Here is a 19,101-nt window from a genome sequence, read left to right as displayed (position 1 = left end):
CTACATTTGAGCGATGTTACCACAGAATGATGATTTGAGGGAAATGGTGGCCACCACTCTTCAAGGATTGGAAGAGACTTTGGCTGCCGAATTATTGCGTTTGGGCGCTCAAAAGATAGAACCCCTCAAGAGGGCGGTGAAGTTTTACGGAGACCTTGGGTTTATTTATAAAGCGAACCGCAGCTTACGAACGGCCCTGCGTATATTGGTGCCTATCCATAAATTCAGCGCCGCGAACGAAACGGCCTTGTACGAAGGCATTAAAGCAATGCCTTGGAGTGAGTGGATCGGTTTGGATCAGACCCTGGCGGTGCACGCTATTTTAGTCAAAGCATCGGTTACACACAGTCATTTTGCAGCGCTCAAGGTTAAGGATGCCATCGTCGACAGGATACAGGCCGATAAAGGGCGTCGCCCTTCGGTAGATACCAGGAATGCCGATTGGAATATTCACATTCTCTGGAGTCAAGATCGCGTGCAGGTTTCGCTCGACAGTTCGGGGGACTCACTACACCGTCGCGGCTACAAGGTGAATCAAGGGCAAGCGCCATTGAATGAAGTGCTCGCGGCCGGAATGGTCATGATGACGCACTGGGACGGAAAAGGCGATTTCATCGACCCCTTTTGTGGCTCCGGAACGATCTTAAGTGAAGCGGCCCTGATCGCTATGAATATTCCGGCCAACGTTTTTCGATCGAAGTTCAGTTATCAGAACTGGCCCGGATTCGATGAGGACCTTCAAAACAAGATCTGGGACGGACTCATGAATCGGGTTCGCGAATTCGATTATAAGATCTACGGATCGGACCGCAATTTGAGGAGCATACGGGAAGCTCAGGAAAATATGGAGCACGCGCTGATCGACGATTATATCGAACTGAAATCGTGCGATTACCGAGAAGTGCAAAAGAGCGGCCCATTTGGGTTCATTGTGACGAACCCGCCCTACGACAAGCGAATTTCGGCCAACATAGAGCCGCTCTACAGTGGCATAGGAACTTGGCTAAAGCACGACTTCCCCGGATGGAAGGCCTATATATTGGCTCCTGACGGTGAAGTACAGGCCAGCAAACACATCGGTTTGCGCCCGAGTCGCCGCGTTGCCATGGTCAATGGTTCCATCGATTGCCGCTACCTCGAGTTCAAACTTTTTAGTGGCAAGAAAAAAGAACAATGAAGGCCTATGCCGACGTCATAGTGCCTGTGCCGTTACCGCGCACGTTTACGTATGCGGTACCTAAGGATGTCGGCCTTTCGGCCGGATTTAGGGTTTTGGTGCCTCTGGGTCGCCGGAAGATCTATACAGGAGTCGTCGTTCGCGTTCATAATGAAGCCCCCGACCGGTATTCAGCTAAAGAGGTGATCGAAGTTCTGGATTCAGCGCCTTTGATCGGGGAGCATCAGTTGAGCTTTTGGGCTTGGATGGCCGAATATTACGCCTGTTCTTTAGGCGAAGTAATGACTGCCGCGTTGCCGGCCGGACTAAAACTGGAAAGCCAAACCCGCGTGAAGTGGATCGCCGAAGGAGCCATTGATGCCGACCAACTCACCGATGATCAGTTTCTAGTTGCTCAGGCCTTGGAACAACAAGATGAGCTCAGTTTGGGTGAGATCTCGGATGTCATTGGCAAAGTGACCGTTCATCCATTGATCAAGAGCATGATTGATCTCGGTGTCATTGAAGTGGTTGAGCGGGTCGAAGAGAAATTCAAAAGCAAGAAGGAGATCCTGTGGCGATTGGCCTTCTTACCCGAAAATGACGACTTGTTAGAACAGGCTTTTCAGTCAGTTGCTCAGGGCCCAAAACAACGTACGGCACTTTTTCAAATGCTCGACGATGCACGAGCATTGCACCCCGGTAGAACGGCCGCTGAATGGCAAAAGTTGCACGGAGTCAACAGAGCAGTGCTAACGGTTCTGCGCGACAAAGGAATTGCCGAGAGTTACGAACACGAGCTTTCAAGGCTGTCGTTCTCATCAGAGGGCAAGGAGGAGGCAAAGCCACCCAATCAGGATCAAGAACGGGTGCTCGATGACCTGCGAAAGGGCATGCAAGAACGCCGTGTTCAGCTGCTTCACGGGGTAACGGGAAGTGGCAAAACGGAGATCTATATTCATTTGATCGAAGAAGCCCTTGAGCGGGGAGAACAAGCACTGTACTTGCTTCCGGAGATCGCTTTAACTACTCAAATCATACAGCGATTAAAGAAATACTTCGGAGATCGAATTGGGGTATTTCACAGTCATTACAGTCAAAACGAGCGCGCCGAAGTATGGCAGGCGGTGGCTCGCTTTCCCGAGGAAAACAGTTACGACATTGTACTGGGTGCACGTTCTGCGGTATTTCTTCCTTTTAAGAAGCTCGGGCTGGTCATTATCGATGAAGAGCACGAATCGAGCTTCAAACAGTTCGATCCTGCTCCAAGATACCACGGTCGCGATGCGGCCATTTACTTGGCCAAGCTTAATGGGGCCCGATGCCTCCTCGGTTCAGCTACTCCAAGCTTGGAAAGCTATCACAATGCCCGTATGGGTAAGTACGACTACGTGCCGCTACTAAAGCGCTTTGGCGACATTCAATTGCCCGAGATTCATTTCATTGACCTCGGGCGTGAAAAACGCACTCCGGGTCAGCCCGTGATCCTCTCCGATGTACTCAAGAAGAAGATCGAAAACACATTCAGTGAAAATGGTCAAGTTATTCTATTTCAGAATCGTAGAGGATTCGCACCCATTGTTGAATGTCAACGATGTGGTTGGGTGCCACAGTGCCAAAATTGCGATGTGAGCTTAACGTATCATAAGCAGATACACACGCTGAAATGTCATTACTGTGGATTCAGCCAACAGTTTCCGCAGAAGTGTGGGGCATGCGGACATACCGATCTAAGAACGAAAAGCTTCGGTACCGAACGGATCGAGGAAGAGTTGCGACTGAGGTACCCATCCGCCCGAATAGGGCGTATGGATTGGGACACTACGCGTCGAAAGGATGCGTATCAGGATATTATCGATCGTTTTGCGCGGCAGGAGATCGATATTCTGGTAGGCACGCAAATGCTGACGAAGGGGCTCGACTTCGATCACGTGAAGCTCGTGGGCGTTTTAGCAGCTGACCCCATGATGCAGTATCCCGATTTCAGGGCGTTCGAGCGTGCCTTTCAATTGATGGTGCAGGTCGCGGGGCGTGCGGGCCGAAAAGGGGAGCGCGGTCATGTGTATATACAGTCGTACAAGCCCGAACATCCTTTGCTACTCGATGTGCAGCGATCCGACTATGAACACCGGGCAAAGCTGGAATTAGATAAACGCAAACACTTTCATTATCCGCCCTTTTACCGATTAATTCGTTTGAATGTGCGTCATCGCGACTTGGATCGCGTGAACAGGGCCTCCGAAGCCTTAGCGCGCCCATTGCGCAAGCGGTTTCCCAAAGAAGTGCTCGGTCCGGAATTTCCGGCCATAGCCCGCGTGAGGAATCAGTACCACAAGAACATCATGCTCAAGCTCGCCATGGGTGAAAGTCTGCATATGGTCAAAGAGCTCGTAACTCAGTTAATAGAACAATTGAAGGACCACAACGATTTTAAGGGCGTGCGCGTTGTGGTTGATGTAGATCCCCAGTAAATTTGCTGTGTATTAAATGGTTATGAATCAAGGAAAAACATTGGTACTAGGTGCTTCACCGAACCCCGAGCGATACTCGTACCGAGCTACGACGCTGCTGCAGCGAAATGAGATTCCCGTGGTGCCTTTGGGTATTCGAGATGGCGTGATCGGTGGACAAAGCATAGAATTGGGCAAGCCTCAAGTCGATGATGTTGAAACCATTACGTTATATGTGGGGCCGGCACGACAGCCCGAATACTATGATTACTTACTGGACCTAAATCCCAAGCGCATCATCTTTAACCCAGGCACGGAAAACCCGGAATTGATTCATCTGGCCGCAGGCCGAGGTATTGAAACCGAAGTCGCCTGTACCCTCGTACTATTAAGCACCGGACAATACTGATGACGGAGATCCATACCCCCGAAGAGTACCACTCATTTCTGGACCAAAACCCATTGTGTGGCGTGTATTTCTACACAACAACGTGCGCGATCTGTGACGTTTTAAAGCCGAAGGTGAACGAGGTTTTTCAAGATCACGACCTTTCCGTGGCGCGAATCAACCTCATGCACTTACCCGGCCTGGCCGGACCTCTCCTCATCATGGGTGTTCCCACGTTGATCGTTATGCTCGAAGGAAAGGAAATGGAACGACTTGGAGCCTATATGCAAATGCCGGACCTGAACGATAAACTCGGGAAACTCCATAAACACTTGGCCTAAGCGCTAACCTCGTCGAGGCATTCACGGATAACCTTACAAGCCCAATCGATTTGCTCGTCATTAATGATCAACGGTGGCGTTATGCGCAGCGCATTCCCCTTGAACAGTAGCCAGAAGAGGATCAACCTCTTTTCCATCGCCAGTTTCGCAACCTTCTGAACCGACTCTGCGCCGTCTAAATGCGCAGCGAGCATCAATCCTTTTCCGGTTACGGCCTCAACGGCCGGATGCTCCAGTCCAGCCCTGAATCGAGCCTCCTTCTCGGCGATCTTGTCCATCACCTCTTCTTCATACAAAGCATCGAGGTGCGCCAAAGCCCCTGCCGCCATGACCGGATGCCCTCCGAAGGTGGTAATATGACCCAGCATGGGGTTCCTGCGCAGCACATCCATAATTTTTTTTGAGCTCACGAAAGCTCCAATGGGAAGACCTCCACCCATAGCTTTTCCGATACACAAGATGTCGGGAACTATACCATAATGCTCAAATCCGAAAAGCTTTCCCGTTCGCCCGAAACCGGGTTGTATCTCATCGAAGATCAACAGAGTTCCGGTTTCATTGCAGCGCTCTCGCACCTTATGGAGGTAGTCACTCTCCGGAGTAACGAACCCGTTGGCCCCTTGAATGGTCTCCAGTATCACGGCTGCTGTAGCTTCGTCTATTAAGGCAAGTTCGTCTTCGTTATTGAAGGTCAAGAACTTAACACCCGGAAGCAATGGCCGCATGGAGCGGGTCCAACCGTGGTTTCCCGTTACGCTCAATGAACCGTGAGTGGCTCCATGGTATGCGCCGCGCGCAGCTACGATGTTCGATCTACGGGTATACCGCTTGGCCAACTTCAAGGCGCCCTCAATAGCTTCTGTTCCTGAGTTCACGAGGTAAACGGATTCCAGCGGATCGGGAAGGAGGGATGCGAGTCTTTTGGAGAGTTCAACGGGGGCTCCCTGAACGTACTCTCCGTAGACCATTACGTGCAGGTAGTCGTCTATCTGGGCCTTGATGGCCGCATTGATCTTCGGATGACCATGCCCCATATTACAAGCCGAAACCCCGGCCACCAGGTCGAGGTATCGTTTTCCATTGCGCTCGTAGATGTAGCACCCTTCGGCGCGCTCCACTTCAAACCCCGATGCAAAATCGGTGGTTTGCGCTTGATATTGAAAGAAATCTTCTCTGCGACTCACATCGCTAATATACGTCGCTATTCAAATAAGCCGGAGGACTTTTCACGTTCTTTACGACCTTCGCCGCGCTCTCCACGTTCACCTCTTTCAGAACGCATTTCCTCGAAAAGGAAGCGCTTGAATTCGTGTTCTGCCGTGTACAGCCGGGCTACCTGACGCGTTTCTAACACTTTGAGGAATCGCTTATGATACTCAACTTTTAGATTGAGTTCCTTTTGCTCTAAGTCGAAACGCATTTCCATCATCTTCGCCAGCTCTTCGTCACTCATTTGGCTCGTCCGATTGGGTTCATCTCTCGAGGGCCGAATGATCTCGAGTTGATCCTTTCGCGCTTCGTTCAACTTGTCTTGAAATTCGTTGTACACGGGCCAGAACTTCTGAGCCTGCTCTGGAGATAAGTCGAGCCGCTCCGTAATGAAAGCGATCTTTTTCGCCTCTACTTTTTCCATGCTGATGCTCATTTTCTCTCTGTAAGGCTGAGCTGTGCTCCCGAACCCGGTCAATAGGGTCAAGGCCATTAAGGTGATCTTTGTGTTTTTCATAGTATTTGTGTGTTTCTGTGTTAAATGTCCGTGTTCAAATAACCCTCTATATAGTCCACACCCTCCATGTACAGAAGGTCTATCTCTTCTGATTCAAAGCCGAATTCTACCAAAGTCTCCGACTCACTAACTTCTTCGTAGAACGCCAAATCCTCTACCATCCAGGCTCCATCGTTCTCTAGGTATAATGCGACATCCTCTGCCGTTAAGCCTCCGGTCTCATTGCTCTGCGTAAAAGGAATGGCCGTGATCAAAAGGGCAACTACAGCGGCGACTGCCCACCAGCGGTACTGGCCAATAGATCGGATCTTCGGATCGGCTTCGGTAACGGTCGGAATCGAGAGTAAGCGATCTTGCAACTCATTCCAATACTCCTCATCGGGTTCGAAACTGGGCTTCTCGTATTTGTTTAAATCGTTCATCATTATCTAAGATGTAGCGTAGGTTCAATGGTTTAATCCTCACCGAGTTCACCCTTGAGTTTTTGCACGGCGTGGTGATAACTCGCCTTCAAGCTACCCACGGATCCGCCCAATTGCTCGGCCATTTCCACGTACGTGATATCCTCGAAGTATTTCATCGTAAAAACGAGACGCTGTTTTTCGGGCAGCTGCTCAATGGCCAACAGAAAGCGTTCTTCGCCATCGCGGGGATTCCAATAGGAGGGAGCCTGCGGCTCGATGTGGAACACGCCGTCCTCTGCTTCAACCTCATTCGAAACAAGCGATACCCGCGTCTTGGTTTTGCGCAAATGCATCAGCACCTCATTGGTCGCGATCTTGCGTAACCAGCCCTCAACCGAACCAGGCCCAGTAAAACTGTGTATATTCTTCCAGGCCTTTAAAAAGGTCTCTTGAACGAGGTCATCAGTTATGCTGTGATCGAATAGAATATACCTTATTTGAAAGTAGATCGGCTTCGAATAATGGTGCACCAAGGCGGTATAGGCGCGCTCGGTACCCTCTTTTTTTCGAAGCGATAAGAATTCCTCGGTAGTCACCCGCTTTGTGCGTTTCACACAAAGATGCGGCCTTTAGCCAAAAGTTTAACGGGCCAGCACGCGATCTACCGCATCCACGATATTTGAAGTGCCCAATCCGTACTTCTCGAGCAGTTGCTCAGGAGTACCGCTTTCGCCGAACGAATCGTTCACTGCTACCATTTCCATTGGAGTAGGGAGTTCTTGAGCCAGGACTTCTGCAACGGCACTTCCCAATCCACCAAAACGCTGATGTTCTTCTGCCGAAACAACGCGACCCGTCTTCTTTGCCGAGGCTATGATGGCCTCAGAATCGAGTGGTTTTACGGTGTGCATATTGATCACTTCGGCCGAAACGCCACGATCACCGAGGGTTTTCGCCGCTTCCAAAGCCTTCCAAACCAGGTGGCCGTTGGCGATGATGGTCCCATCTGAACCTTCTTGAAGTAGTTGCGCTTTTCCGATCTCAAAGGCAGCTCCATCTTCGGTGAAGTTCGCCACTTTCGGACGACCAAAGCGCAAGTATACAGGGCCTTGATGATCGGCGATCGCCAAAGTTGCGGCCTTGGTTTGATTGTAGTCACATGGCACTATGACGGTCATACCCGGCAACATGCGCATCATACCTACGTCTTCGAGGATTTGATGCGTAGCTCCATCTTCACCCAAGGTCAAGCCAGCATGCGATGCGCAAATCTTTACGTTTTTGCCGCTGTAGGCGATCGATTGACGAATTTGGTCGTAAACTCGACCAGTCGAAAAATTGGCAAACGTACCCGTGAAAGGTATCTTTCCACCGATGGTGAGTCCGGCCGCGATGCCCATCATGTTCGCTTCGGCGATACCCACCTGAAAGAAACGCTCGGGCCAACGATCCGCGAAGTCATTCATTTTTAGCGAACCTGTTAGATCGGCGCACAACGCAACGACATTTTCATTCTTTTCACCGAGTTCACTCAATCCGGCACCGAATCCTGAACGAGTGTCTTTGCTACCTTGGTTAATGAATTCTATCATGGGGCTTTTATTTGAGGTTCACTACAGTTGAGCCACCCGACTCAATACTGAACTTCTTTTCAATGGTATAAATCGATTCCTTGGCGTTTTGCGGTCGGTAGACCACGCGATATCTACCCGGCTGCAGGTAGTATGTGTTTTGTCGTTTATTCGATGGAAGGTTCACGATCCATCTGAGCTCGTTCCCGTCTTCAACATACAAGCTGCCCGATCCGTTCGTAGGGGCATTCAACGTCACCAACCCCGGTACCGGTATCTCGATCTTGGTGGTGGTGCTTTGTTGAATCTGAACTCCGTATTCTAAATAGCGTGGCAGGGTCAGGATCTCTAGATCGTATTTACCGGTCAAATACTTCTCACTTTCATTGAAGTCCTGGACGTTCAAGGTCCGCATAGTTCCTGCACGTCGCACGATACACTTATAACCGCGATTTCCTCCGATGCCACCGACCCTCAATTGCAGCCACCCTTGAAGCGCGTCTACCGCGATCACATTATGTGTTCCCGGGATGATCTTTATGCTGTCTTTGCTTACGGGCGGAATCGTATGGACGACCATTCTATATTCGATCAAGGGATCCAGAATGATGGTATCCGGGTTCCCACGGTGATTGATCGTGTGGATGTAGTTGTACTTCAATTGACTACTCGTAATGTCGTAAAAGCTCATGTTCACATCGGTCTCCGTGGGTAAACCGCGCTCATCGAGCAGATTCACTTGCGCCGTGGTGTTGTTCAGCGTCTGTGAGATCACGAGTCCGAGAATGTTCTCAAAAGTACGTTCATTGGATGCGTCGTAGTACTGCCCCACGCATTCAAAACTCTCCTTAAACTGGTCGTCGAGACCGATTCCAATAACGAATGGCTTCAGTATGATGCCCTGTTTTTGAAGTGCTCGGCTCACTGCGCAGGGATCGCCGTCACAGGCCTCAACGCCGTCGGTGATCAATATGATCACGTTTCGGCAATCGCTACAATTGCTTGGAAAATCATTTGCTGCTTTCTCCAATGAACGCGCGATGGGCGTAGTCCCCTTTGGTCGGATCTCGCTTAATTTCTGTTTGATCCGACGTATGTTGTTCGCCGAAAAGGGCACTTCGAGTCGTGTATCCGAACAGTCCTGAGGTGGAACGGGCTTCTGATGTCCGTAGATGCGCAAAGCCAATTCAAAGTTCGGATCGGGCACTTGTGCCAAACTGTCGAGCATTCGGTTCATGAGCCGCTCGGCGATCTGGATCTTGGTACCACTTTCCCATTGTGCATACATACTCTGCGACGCGTCGAAAACAAAGAGAATGCGGGTCTTCGGAGGCTTTGGCTTTTCAAGATCCTGCCCTGAAGCCTTATAATTTCCGCCTACGGCGAGAAATGCAACTACCGCTATGAACCGAAGTCTGTGCATGGATCAGTAATCGCCCATTGTTTCGGGGTTGTGGTCCAATGCGCTGGCGAGCTGTTCGTCGTTCGGTGCAACACCATGCCAAGCATGCGTGCCCATCATGAAATCGACACCGTTGCCCATTTCGGTTTTTAGTAAGATAATAATAGGCTTTCCTTGACCCGTCATCGATTTCGCTTTATTGAGCACGTCGATGACCTTTTGCAAGTCGTTCCCATTTTCTTCAACGATGACCATCCAGCCGAAGGCTGAGAATTTCGCTTCCAAGTCACCAAGATCAAGCACATCCTTTATATCGCCATCGATCTGCTTGGAATTCCAATCAACGGTAGCGATAAGGTTATCCACTTTGTTGTGGGCCGCGTACATGGTAGCTTCCCATATCTGTCCTTCTTGAAGCTCGCCATCTCCGTGAAGGCTGAAAACGAGTTTATCGTCTTTATTGAGTTTCTTGGTCAATGCCGCTCCAATGGCTACGGACATGCCTTGCCCCAAAGAACCAGAGGCGATGCGCACTCCCGGAAGCCCCTCGTGTGTGGTAGGGTGCCCCTGAAGGCGAGAATCGATCTTGCGGAATGTTCCCAGCTCATCCACCGAAAAGTATCCTGCGCGTGCGAGCGTTGAATAATATACCGGTGAAATATGACCGTTGGAGAGGAAGAAAAGATCTTCGCCTCGGCCATCCATATCAAAGGACCCTTTTTTGTAGTCCATGACCTCGTGGTACAAGGCAGTGAAATACTCTGTACAACCCAATGATCCTCCGGGGTGGCCGGAGTTGTTGGCGTGTACCATGCGTACGATATCTCTGCGGGTTTGGGATACGATGTCTTGAAGAGAAGCGAGATCGGCCATGTGCGATAATTTTGTGCAAAACTATTCCTTTACACGGTAAAGCGGAAGTGTTGTTGGTTTCTTTTGATAAATAGGTGCTGTGCAATTCCTATTTTTGCGGCCTAAAATCGCGAAGTAATGAAATGTGGTATCGTAGGCTTGCCGAACGTGGGGAAATCGACCTTGTTCAACTTTTTAAGTAATGCAAAGGCCCAGTCGGCAAATTATCCGTTTTGCACCATTGAGCCGAACGTAGGCGTGATCAATGTGCCAGACGATCGATTGGCCATGCTAGAATCGTTGGTAAATCCGCAGCGGGTAATGCCGGCTACCGTTGAGATCGTTGACATCGCTGGATTGGTAAAAGGAGCGAGTAAAGGAGAAGGATTGGGAAATCAGTTCCTGGGTAATATTCGTGAAACCCATGCCATTCTGCACGTACTTCGCTGTTTTGAAAACGAGAATATTACCCACGTCGATGGGAATATCGACCCCGTTCGTGACAAGGAGACCATTGATATAGAGCTTCAGTTGAAGGATCTTGAAACGGTCGAGAAGAAAATGGAGAAGCTTCAAAAGCTTACTCGTACGGGTGACAAGAACGCTGTAAAACGATTAGCGGTACTCGAAAAGGTTAAGACTTCATTGGAGAGCGGAATCAGTGTTCGAGCCGTTGAACTCGAAGCAAAAGAAAAGGAAGAGTTCGTTCAAGATATGTTCCTGTTGACCGATAAGCCGATCATGTACGTTTGTAACGTCGATGAGAATTCGCTCCGCGAGGGTAATGAATTCGTGGATCGCGTTCGTGAAGCCGTTAAGGACGAAAATGCCGAGGTGTTGGTGATCGCCGCAACGACAGAAGCCGATATTGCCGAATTGGAGACCTATGAAGAGCGTGAGATGTTCTTGGATGACCTTGGATTGGAAGAACCCGGTGTAAATAAACTCATACGGGCAGCGTACCGATTGCTGCATTTGCAAACCTATTTTACCGCTGGTGTCAAAGAGGTTCGCGCGTGGACCATTCCCATTGGATCTACGGCACCACAAGTGGCAGGAGTTATACACACCGACTTCGAAAAGGGCTTTATTCGCGCAGAGGTCATCCACTACGAGGACTACGTAAAATACGGGAGTGAATCATCGTGCCGAGAGGCAGGAAAAATTCACATTGAAGGAAAAGAGTACATAGTTCAGGACGGCGATGTGATGCATTTCCGCTTCAATGTCTAGGGTTTTGAAAAACCTGTTAAAAACTCGCTGCAAGCTGCGCGCAACGGGCACTGTAAATGCTCTATTTTAGTGGCGAGATGGCGGAAAATCAGTATACAGAAGATAGTATCCGGTCGCTCGACTGGAAAGAGCATATTCGGTTGCGGCCGGGTATGTACATTGGGAAGTTAGGAGATGGTTCGGCCCACGACGATGGGATCTACATCTTGCTCAAGGAAGTTTTGGACAACTCCATCGACGAATTCGTCATGGGGAACGGTAAAACGATCGAGGTTTCGATCAAGAACAACACCGTCACGATACGCGATTATGGTCGTGGTGTGCCTTTGGGAAAGGTCGTGGACGTCGTTAGCAAGATCAACACTGGTGCCAAATACGATAGCAAGGTATTTAAGAAATCGGTAGGACTAAACGGTGTAGGAACCAAAGCCGTAAATGCTCTGTCGGAGCAGTTTCGCATTCAGAGCGTACGTGATAATCAGACCAAGATCGCAGATTTTGAGCGCGGGGCCTTGACCTCGGATGAACCTTTCGCTGAGTCATCCCTGCGCAAAGGAACAAAGGTCTTCTTCGTTCCGGACACTGAGATCTTCGGAAACTACGCATATAGGACAGAGTATGTAGAAAAAATGCTCTGGAACTACGTGTATTTGAACCCGGGATTAACGATCGTCTACAACGGTGAAAAAATGTATTCCGAGAATGGGTTGAAAGACCTTTTGGAAAATAACCTGGATGGAGAAGTGCTTTTTCCTATAATTCATTTGCGCGGAGAAGACATAGAGGTTGCCATGACCGTGAGTGGCAAACAGTACGGCGAACAGTATTACAGCTTTGTTAACGGCCAGCACACCATACAAGGGGGTACCCACCAAGGCGCATTCCGTGAAGCCATTGTAAGGACGGCCCGTGAGTTCTACAATAAGAACTTTGATTCTGCGGATATTCGCCAAGGAATAGTGGCTGCGGTAAGTATCAAGGTCATTGAGCCGGTTTTCGAAAGCCAAACCAAAACCAAGCTCGGCTCCGCGGAAATGGGTCCCGACGGCCCGACCGTGCGCACCTTCATAAATGACTTCATCAAGACGAATCTCGACAACTACCTCCACAAGCACGAAGACGTAGCAGAGATATGGTTAAAGCAGATCATGCAGGCCGAGCGCGAGCGCAAGGAGCTTCAGGGTATAAAGAAGTTAGCGCGTGAGCGTCAGAAGAAAGCGAGCTTGCACAACCGAAAATTGAGGGATTGCCGCTCACATTACGACAATCAAAAGACAGAGGATCGCTTAGAGACCACTTTGTTCATCACGGAGGGTGATTCGGCTTCCGGATCCATTACCAAGGCGCGGAACGTCCGCACGCAGGCCGTCTTTAGTTTAAAGGGAAAGCCTCTGAATAGTTATGGCTTAACGAAAAAGGTGGTGTACGAGAACGAGGAATTCAATCTCCTTCAGGCTGCATTGAACATTGAAGATGGCCTCGAGGGACTTCGCTACAATAACGTTGTCATCGCGACGGATGCCGATGTTGATGGTATGCACATTCGTCTTCTATTGATCACCTTTTTCTTGCAGTTCTTCCCGGAGCTCATCCGCGAGGGACATTTGTACATCCTCCAGACACCTTTATTTAGGGTGAGAAACAAGCAGAAGACCATTTACTGTTATGACGAAAGTGAGAAGAGGTCGGCCATGGAGGAATTGAAAGGCAAGATCGAAATCACTCGATTCAAGGGATTGGGTGAGATCTCACCCGATGAGTTCAAGCATTTCATTGGTAAGGATATCAGGCTTGATCCCGTGCTGATCGGAAAGGATTCCACCATCGACAACTTACTCAAATTTTACATGGGGAAGAATACTCCTCAGCGTCAGGAGTTCATAATTGATAACCTCCGTGTGGAGAAAGACCTGATAGACGACGGAGTATGAGACTGACCAACGAACATCTTAATGAGCGTTTCGTGCTGTTATACGCCCTATTGCTGTTAGGTATTCTTATTGATCTGCTCGTAAGTGGAGTAGATGGTACCATGACGGAATACTTTCAACACCACACGCTATCGATCAGCAGTGCTGGAGTGGCGATACTGTTGTTGTTATTGGGTAAGCCGTACTTCGAGTACGACTCCGATGGAGAAGTATTGATCTTTAAGAGTCGGTACTTTTTGGTAGAACGGTTCTTCCCGGGGCTGACTAAAACTGCCGAGTTTCCCAAGCGTAAGCTCATCGACTACAAGATCACGGGCATTATTCGAAGAACCGTAACGATCAAGATCAAGAGCAAAAAAGGAATGACCGTTAGGCATTTCAACATTACATTCCTTTCGAGGAGCAAACAAAGACACCTCAAAAAATCATTGGACAAGATCAAGCGGCAGAATAGGACCGCCAAAGAGAAGAATTGATGGCAGAAGAGGAATTTGAACCAAATGAATTAGAAGAGGAGGGGGCGGCTACGAGTACGAAAGTATCGGGCATGTATAAGGACTGGTTCCTTGACTATGCTTCATATGTCATTCTAGAACGTGCCGTTCCGGCCCTTGAAGACGGACTCAAGCCCGTACAACGTCGCTTACTGCACAGTATGCGCGAGATGGAAGATGGTCGCTACCACAAAGTGGCCAATTTGATCGGGCACACCATGAAATATCACCCTCACGGGGACGCATCTATTGCGGATGCTTTGGTGCAATTAGGACAGAAGGATTTACTCATCGATTGTCAGGGTAACTGGGGTAATATTTATACCGGGGATCGCGCAGCGGCACCACGATATATAGAAGCTCGACTGTCTAAATTCGCTCTAGAGGTCGTTTTTTCACCAAAGGTCACGACTTGGCAAGCTAGTTATGACGGTAGAGGAAAGGAGCCCGTGTTCTTACCTGTCAAGTTTCCACTTTTGTTGGCGCAAGGAGTAGAAGGCATTGCGGTCGGATTATCGACGAAGATCATGCCTCATAACTTCGTTGAACTCATCGATGCGAGTATCGATACTTTACGCGGTAAAAAGCCCAAGCTATTTCCTGATTTTCCGACCGGAGGAATAGCTGATTTCAGTCAGTACGACGATGGAGTTCGCGGTTCGCGTATCAAGGTGCGAGCGCGGATTTCGGTCGAAGACAAAAACTTACTTCGAATAAGTGAGATTCCGTTTGGAACTACAACTACCAGCCTGATCGATTCCATTTTAAGGGCGAATGATAGGGGAAAGATGAAGATCAAGAAGATCGAAGACAATACGGCTGAGCACGTAGAAATCCTGATCCACATTCCAACGAACCTCAGTCAGGATAAAACCATCGATGCACTCTATGCCTTTACGGATTGTGAGGTATCGATAAGCCCCTTGTGCTGTGTCATTGAAAACGATCGTCCATACTTTGCCGGTATCAGTGACTTGATCAGACTGAGCACGGAGAACACACTTAATGTTCTGAAAAGAGAGCTGGAGATAGAGCTTGACGAACTAGAAGAGCAATGGCATTTTGCGAATTTGGAGCGCATCTTTATCGAGAACAGGATATACCGCGATATAGAGGAAGAGGAGACTTGGGAAGGAGTGATCGCCGCCATCGACAAAGGGTTGAAGCCACACACTAAGCATTTGAATAGGGCGGTTACCGAGGAAGATATAGTGCGATTGACAGAGATTCGCATCAAGCGCATATCTAAATTCGATCTGGATAAAGCGCAGCAGTTCATCTCGGGTCTTGAAGAAAAGATCGAGCAGGTTAAGCACCACCTGGCTAATTTGGTCGATTACGCCATTGATTACTTCAAAAACCTGAAAGCCAAATATAAAGAGGGCCGCGAGCGGAAAACCGAGATTCGAGTATTTGACGACATCGTGGCCAACAAGGTTGCCATAGCGAACGAACGCCTTTACGTCAACAGGGAGGAGGGATTTATCGGAACCGCCTTGCGCAAGGATGAGTTCGTAACCGAGTGCTCCGACATCGATGACATTATCGTATTCAGGCGCGATGGAAAAATGATGGTCACCCGGGTCGACAAGAAGACCTTTGTTGGTAAGGACATCATACATGTGGCCGTTTGGAAGAAAAAAGATAAGCGCACGACCTACAATATGATCTATCGCGATGGTCCGAAGGGGGCGTACTACGTTAAGCGGTTCCCGGTTTCCAGTATCACCAGAGATAGGGAATACGATTTAACGGCTGGGGCCAAAGGCTCATATGTTGAATATTTCACCGCCAATCCGAATGGTGAAGCGGAAACCGTAATGGTGTACCTGCGTCAACTTAAAAGGCTTAAGAAGACCAATTTCGAGTTGGACTTTTCTGAGCTCATCATCAAAGGTCGAGCGGCTAAAGGCAATATCGTTACGAAAAACCCCATAAAGAGGATCGATCTTCGGGATGAGGGGGTGAGCACCTTGAAGCCTCAAAAGATTTGGTTCGATGACACCGTGCGAAAATTAAATACGGAAGGTCGGGGCGAACTACTGGGGTCGTTCAGTGGGGACGATCGCATATTGGAGGTCGCGCAGAATGGATCGTACCGATTGCTCGGATTTGAACTCAGTACTCACTTTGAGGACGAGGTTGTTTTACTGGAGAAGTTTGATCCGGACAAACTACTGAACGTGGTTTATTATGAAGGGGAGAAGGGGCTTTACTATGTGAAGCGATTTGTTCCGGAAATGGTCGATAAAACCAAGAAGGTAGAATTCATACCAGAGACGGAGGGAACCTATCTAGAGTTGGTGACCAGTGATTTCATTCCTCAAATTGAGATCGAATACACGAAGATGCCCAACAAGAATCGCCGTCCGAATGAAACGGTGAACTTGGCTGAGTTCATTTCCGTTAAAGGACTAAAAGCATTGGGGAATCAGTTGACCAGGCACAAGGTCAAGAGTATTGACTTACTGGAGGCCATTGAGAAAGACCCGCCAAAGCCCGAAAAACCTGAAGAGGACACATCCGTCCGAGAGGGCGAGAACCTAACCCCGGCGGAGAATGACACATCTAATAATAAAGGCGGGGGTTCATCTACAGAAGATGGTCAATTCTCTATGGAACTTGAGTGATTTCCATTTGTTACCTTTGAGAATCTCTTATCTACTCAATATGAAGCGATTGCTAATTTTCTGTCTTCTGAGTGTATTTTCGTTTGCCCAGGGACAAAACCTAAACATGACCCTTTTGGGTCAACTACCGTACACGCAGACCCTCAATGATATTTGGGGATATGCTGACGGCAATGGAAATGAATACGCCTTGGTTGGCGCGCAGAACGGTTTCAGTATCGTCGATGTGACCAACTCGGCCAACCCCGTGAAAAAAGCGTACATAGGCGGGGTTTGTAGTACATGGCGCGATGTTAAAGTATGGGGCGATAAAGCTTATGTTACGCACGATTCGCCAAACTGTTCACCGGGAAACCCGAGTGATGGACTTTTGATTGTGGACTTGAGTGACATTGCCACGAATTCGAATCCGGCGTACTGGAATTACTTTCCAACGTGGAATGGTCAAACGTTAACAACGGCTCACAACCTGTACATCGACGAGAACGGGATCTGTTATTTGTTCGGGGCAAATATTGGTGTTGGTGGTGCCTTGCTGTTGGATTGTACGGTGAATGATACTGCTCCGCCCGTGATCGGAATTTACAACGAGTATTATTTACACGATGGGATGGTGCGCGGTGACACACTATGGGGTGGTGCGATCTATCAAGGAGAAATGGTTGCGATCGATGTAAGCAACCCGTCAGCTATTGGTTCGGCCATGGGCTCTGTTAGTACTCCAGACGTTTTTTCTCACAATGCTTGGGTAAGCCAGGATGGAAGCCATGTATTTACTGTGGATGAAGTTTCTGGTGCTTATGTTGCAGCGTATGACGTGACCGACTTGAGCAATATCACCGAGGTTGATCGTGTTCAACCTGAACCGAATAATGGTGTGATCCCTCACAACGCTTATGTGAAGGGGCAATTCATTTACACGAGCTGGTACCGCAGTGGTATTTTGATTCACGACGCTACATATCCATACAACGTAATTCGCGTGGGCCAGTATGACAGCTCACCATTATCTGGTGGTGGATTCAACGGAGCTTGGGGCGCTTATCCATTTGCCCCTAGCGGAAACATCTACGTAAGCGATATGGAGCAAGGCCTTTTTGTCTTGGGTTACACACCTCAGCAGGCCTGTTACCTTGAAGGTACGATCACAGATGCGGCGACGTCCGCACCGATCGCAACGAGTCAAGTGGAATTGCTTACATCTGGCATATCGGAAGGAGCTAATCTGAGCGGTTTCTACGCTACCGGTACACCAAATGCGGGAACGTATTTTGCGGTTTACTCGGCTCCCGGGTACACTTCTGATACGATCTCTGTTACACTTGCTAATGGTGTTTTGACAACTCAGAATGCGAGCTTGAGTCCATTGGGAAGCACGAGTTTGGATGGTTCCGTTGTGGACAGTAACGGCACGGCGCTTTCTCGTGTAACGGTGGTGATGAGCAACGGTTTCAACACCTATACCGAAACAACGAATGCCAATGGTCAAGTGACTTTCTCCCCGCTCTTTTACGGTACTTATAATGTATCGGCAGGAGCATGGGGATACAGAACTGAGTGTACGTCGATCGTTGTGGACGCAAATACTTCAAGCATTACTCTGGACCTAGAACCCGGGTACTACGACGATTTTAGTTTTGACTTTGGTTGGAGCAATTTGAGCACGGTCTCTACCGGAATTTGGGAGCGTGCCGTACCGGAAGGAACCACGTACAACGGTGCTCCATTTAATCCGGACGTGGATGTTCAAGGCGATTGTTTGGACCAAGCTTATGTTACCGGAAACGACGCCGGATCGGGTGCAGGCTGGGACGATGTAGATGAAGGTTTTACTACGTTGCGCTCGCCTCAAATGAACTTGAATGGCTACACGGATCCTTATTTAAGTGTTTATCACTGGTTTGCAAATGCCGGTGGATCGGGAACGCCAAACGACACCATGATCCTGTTCTTGAATGATGGTGCGGCTACTTACGAGTTGGATCGCTTTGATCAGAGTATGCCTCAAAGTCAATGGATTCAGACATCTTATCGGATCTTGGATTGCACGAACAATCTGAGCACGGTCCAATTCAGAGCGTATGTGGCTGACTTGGTTTCTACGGGTGGACACTTTGTCGAGGCGGGAATCGATCAGTTCGAAGTAGTAGATAGCGCATCATCCAGCATAGGACCAGGAGAAGAGTTAGATCTCGGCATCAGCGTCTATCCGAATCCGGCAATGGAACAGCTCACTGTAGCCATAGGCGACCGAGGTATTTCACTTGATTTTGATATCGTCGATATCAGCGGCCGAAACCTAGGTTCGTATTCGATCGAAAAAGGAAATGTCAAGCACATCATTGATGTGAAAGGTCTGGAATCGGGCATTTATTTTATTAGAACTCAATCTGGACAGACTATACGCTGGGTAAAGATCTAATCGAGCGAAAATCCTTGCTCCCTTGTAGATACCCCAAAAATTGGGACAGTGAAATTAATAAATAATTTTACTGTAAATGAAGAGACGAAAATTCACCTCAA

Annotated in this window: 16 protein-coding genes; 9 read left to right on the top strand and 7 right to left on the bottom strand. The window is 48.9% G+C overall.

The window, feature by feature from the left end; all coding sequences use genetic code 11:
- Positions 1-13 precede the first annotated feature (13 nt).
- The 4 genes from J4F31_03540 to J4F31_03525 are packed head-to-tail and all read left to right on the top strand — an operon-like array spanning position 14 to position 4,335.
- Positions 14-1,177, top strand: a complete 1,164-nt coding sequence (locus J4F31_03540) for a class I SAM-dependent RNA methyltransferase (GenBank protein MCE2495644.1) — start codon at positions 14-16, stop codon at positions 1,175-1,177.
- A complete protein-coding gene (gene priA, locus J4F31_03535) occupies positions 1,174-3,627 on the top strand; it encodes a primosomal protein N' (protein MCE2495643.1) in 2,454 nt (817 codons plus the stop codon). The genes J4F31_03540 and priA overlap by 4 nt, the downstream gene beginning before the upstream one ends.
- Positions 3,628-3,649: 22 nt before the next feature.
- The gene (locus tag J4F31_03530; GenBank protein MCE2495642.1) at positions 3,650-4,015 is read left to right on the top strand and encodes a CoA-binding protein; all 366 of its coding nucleotides are present in this window, start codon (positions 3,650-3,652) and stop codon (positions 4,013-4,015) included.
- Positions 4,015-4,335: a thioredoxin family protein gene (locus J4F31_03525; protein ID MCE2495641.1), complete on the top strand. Its 321-nt coding sequence runs from the start codon at positions 4,015-4,017 to the stop codon at positions 4,333-4,335. The genes J4F31_03530 and J4F31_03525 overlap by 1 nt, the downstream gene beginning before the upstream one ends.
- On the opposite strand, the gene J4F31_03520 is transcribed toward J4F31_03525, so the two are convergent.
- Genes J4F31_03520 through J4F31_03490 form a run of 7 tightly spaced genes read right to left on the bottom strand, consistent with a single transcriptional unit; the run spans position 4,332 to position 10,311 of the window.
- Positions 4,332-5,519 carry an aspartate aminotransferase family protein gene (locus J4F31_03520; GenBank protein MCE2495640.1) on the bottom strand — a complete coding sequence of 396 codons (1,188 nt, stop codon included), beginning with the start codon at positions 5,517-5,519 and terminating at the stop codon, positions 4,332-4,334. The two genes, J4F31_03525 and J4F31_03520, sit on opposite strands and share 4 nt — an antisense overlap.
- 17 nt (positions 5,520-5,536) lie before the next feature.
- The gene (locus tag J4F31_03515; GenBank protein ID MCE2495639.1) at positions 5,537-6,061 is read right to left on the bottom strand and encodes a hypothetical protein; all 525 of its coding nucleotides are present in this window, start codon (positions 6,059-6,061) and stop codon (positions 5,537-5,539) included.
- A gap of 20 nt (positions 6,062-6,081) precedes the next feature.
- On the bottom strand, positions 6,082-6,486 hold the full coding sequence (locus J4F31_03510; GenBank protein MCE2495638.1) for a hypothetical protein: 405 nt from the start codon (positions 6,484-6,486) through the stop codon (positions 6,082-6,084).
- Positions 6,487-6,515: 29 nt separating this feature from the next.
- Complete coding sequence (locus J4F31_03505; protein ID MCE2495637.1) at positions 6,516-7,079, bottom strand: RNA polymerase sigma factor; 564 nt, start codon at positions 7,077-7,079, stop codon at positions 6,516-6,518.
- Between the two features lie 27 nt (positions 7,080-7,106).
- Positions 7,107-8,057, bottom strand: a complete 951-nt coding sequence (locus J4F31_03500; GenBank protein MCE2495636.1) for a transketolase family protein — start codon at positions 8,055-8,057, stop codon at positions 7,107-7,109.
- 7 nt (positions 8,058-8,064) lie between these two features.
- A complete protein-coding gene (locus J4F31_03495; GenBank protein ID MCE2495635.1) occupies positions 8,065-9,459 on the bottom strand; it encodes a VWA domain-containing protein in 1,395 nt (464 codons plus the stop codon).
- 3 nt (positions 9,460-9,462) lie between these two features.
- Entirely contained in the window at positions 9,463-10,311 is an 849-nt protein-coding gene (locus J4F31_03490; GenBank protein ID MCE2495634.1) for a transketolase, read from the bottom strand.
- 117 nt (positions 10,312-10,428) lie between these two features.
- On the opposite strand from J4F31_03490, the gene ychF reads away from it, so the two are divergent.
- The 5 genes from ychF to J4F31_03465 all read left to right on the top strand — a co-directional run bounded on the left by ychF (position 10,429) and on the right by J4F31_03465 (position 19,000).
- Entirely contained in the window at positions 10,429-11,523 is a 1,095-nt protein-coding gene (gene ychF, locus J4F31_03485; protein MCE2495633.1) for a redox-regulated ATPase YchF, read from the top strand.
- 77 nt (positions 11,524-11,600) lie between these two features.
- On the top strand, positions 11,601-13,454 hold the full coding sequence (locus J4F31_03480) for a type IIA DNA topoisomerase subunit B (protein MCE2495632.1): 1,854 nt from the start codon (positions 11,601-11,603) through the stop codon (positions 13,452-13,454).
- A complete protein-coding gene (locus J4F31_03475) occupies positions 13,451-13,930 on the top strand; it encodes a hypothetical protein (protein MCE2495631.1) in 480 nt (159 codons plus the stop codon). Before J4F31_03480 ends, J4F31_03475 begins: the two co-directional genes overlap by 4 nt.
- Positions 13,930-16,578 carry a DNA gyrase/topoisomerase IV subunit A gene (locus J4F31_03470; protein MCE2495630.1) on the top strand — a complete coding sequence of 883 codons (2,649 nt, stop codon included), beginning with the start codon at positions 13,930-13,932 and terminating at the stop codon, positions 16,576-16,578. Before J4F31_03475 ends, J4F31_03470 begins: the two co-directional genes overlap by 1 nt.
- A gap of 40 nt (positions 16,579-16,618) precedes the next feature.
- Positions 16,619-19,000, top strand: a complete 2,382-nt coding sequence (locus J4F31_03465; GenBank protein ID MCE2495629.1) for a choice-of-anchor B family protein — start codon at positions 16,619-16,621, stop codon at positions 18,998-19,000.
- The last annotated feature ends 101 nt before the right edge of the window (positions 19,001-19,101 follow it).

It is taken from the genome of Flavobacteriales bacterium (genome assembly GCA_021296215.1).
In the GTDB taxonomy this organism is placed as follows: Bacteria; Bacteroidota; Bacteroidia; order Flavobacteriales; family ECT2AJA-044; genus ECT2AJA-044.
This window is presented reverse-complemented; position numbering and strand designations above follow the sequence as displayed.

Bases quoted from the DNA above. Each gene is read 5' to 3' on its own strand.
- J4F31_03465 (MCE2495629.1), top strand. From the start codon at position 16,619: ATGAAGCGATTGCTAATTTTCTGTCTTCTGAGTGTATTTTCGTTTGCC.
- J4F31_03475 (MCE2495631.1), top strand. From the start codon at position 13,451: ATGAGACTGACCAACGAACATCTTAATGAGCGTTTCGTGCTGTTATAC.
- J4F31_03470 (MCE2495630.1), top strand. From the start codon at position 13,930: ATGGCAGAAGAGGAATTTGAACCAAATGAATTAGAAGAGGAGGGGGCG.
- ychF (MCE2495633.1), top strand. From the start codon at position 10,429: ATGAAATGTGGTATCGTAGGCTTGCCGAACGTGGGGAAATCGACCTTG.
- J4F31_03540 (MCE2495644.1), top strand. From the start codon at position 14: ATGTTACCACAGAATGATGATTTGAGGGAAATGGTGGCCACCACTCTT.
- J4F31_03515 (MCE2495639.1), bottom strand. From the start codon at position 6,061: ATGAAAAACACAAAGATCACCTTAATGGCCTTGACCCTATTGACCGGG.
- J4F31_03495 (MCE2495635.1), bottom strand. From the start codon at position 9,459: ATGCACAGACTTCGGTTCATAGCGGTAGTTGCATTTCTCGCCGTAGGC.
- J4F31_03490 (MCE2495634.1), bottom strand. From the start codon at position 10,311: ATGGCCGATCTCGCTTCTCTTCAAGACATCGTATCCCAAACCCGCAGA.
- priA (MCE2495643.1), top strand. From the start codon at position 1,174: ATGAAGGCCTATGCCGACGTCATAGTGCCTGTGCCGTTACCGCGCACG.
- J4F31_03480 (MCE2495632.1), top strand. From the start codon at position 11,601: ATGGCGGAAAATCAGTATACAGAAGATAGTATCCGGTCGCTCGACTGG.
- J4F31_03510 (MCE2495638.1), bottom strand. From the start codon at position 6,486: ATGATGAACGATTTAAACAAATACGAGAAGCCCAGTTTCGAACCCGAT.
- J4F31_03525 (MCE2495641.1), top strand. From the start codon at position 4,015: ATGACGGAGATCCATACCCCCGAAGAGTACCACTCATTTCTGGACCAA.
- J4F31_03500 (MCE2495636.1), bottom strand. From the start codon at position 8,057: ATGATAGAATTCATTAACCAAGGTAGCAAAGACACTCGTTCAGGATTC.
- J4F31_03530 (MCE2495642.1), top strand. From the start codon at position 3,650: ATGAATCAAGGAAAAACATTGGTACTAGGTGCTTCACCGAACCCCGAG.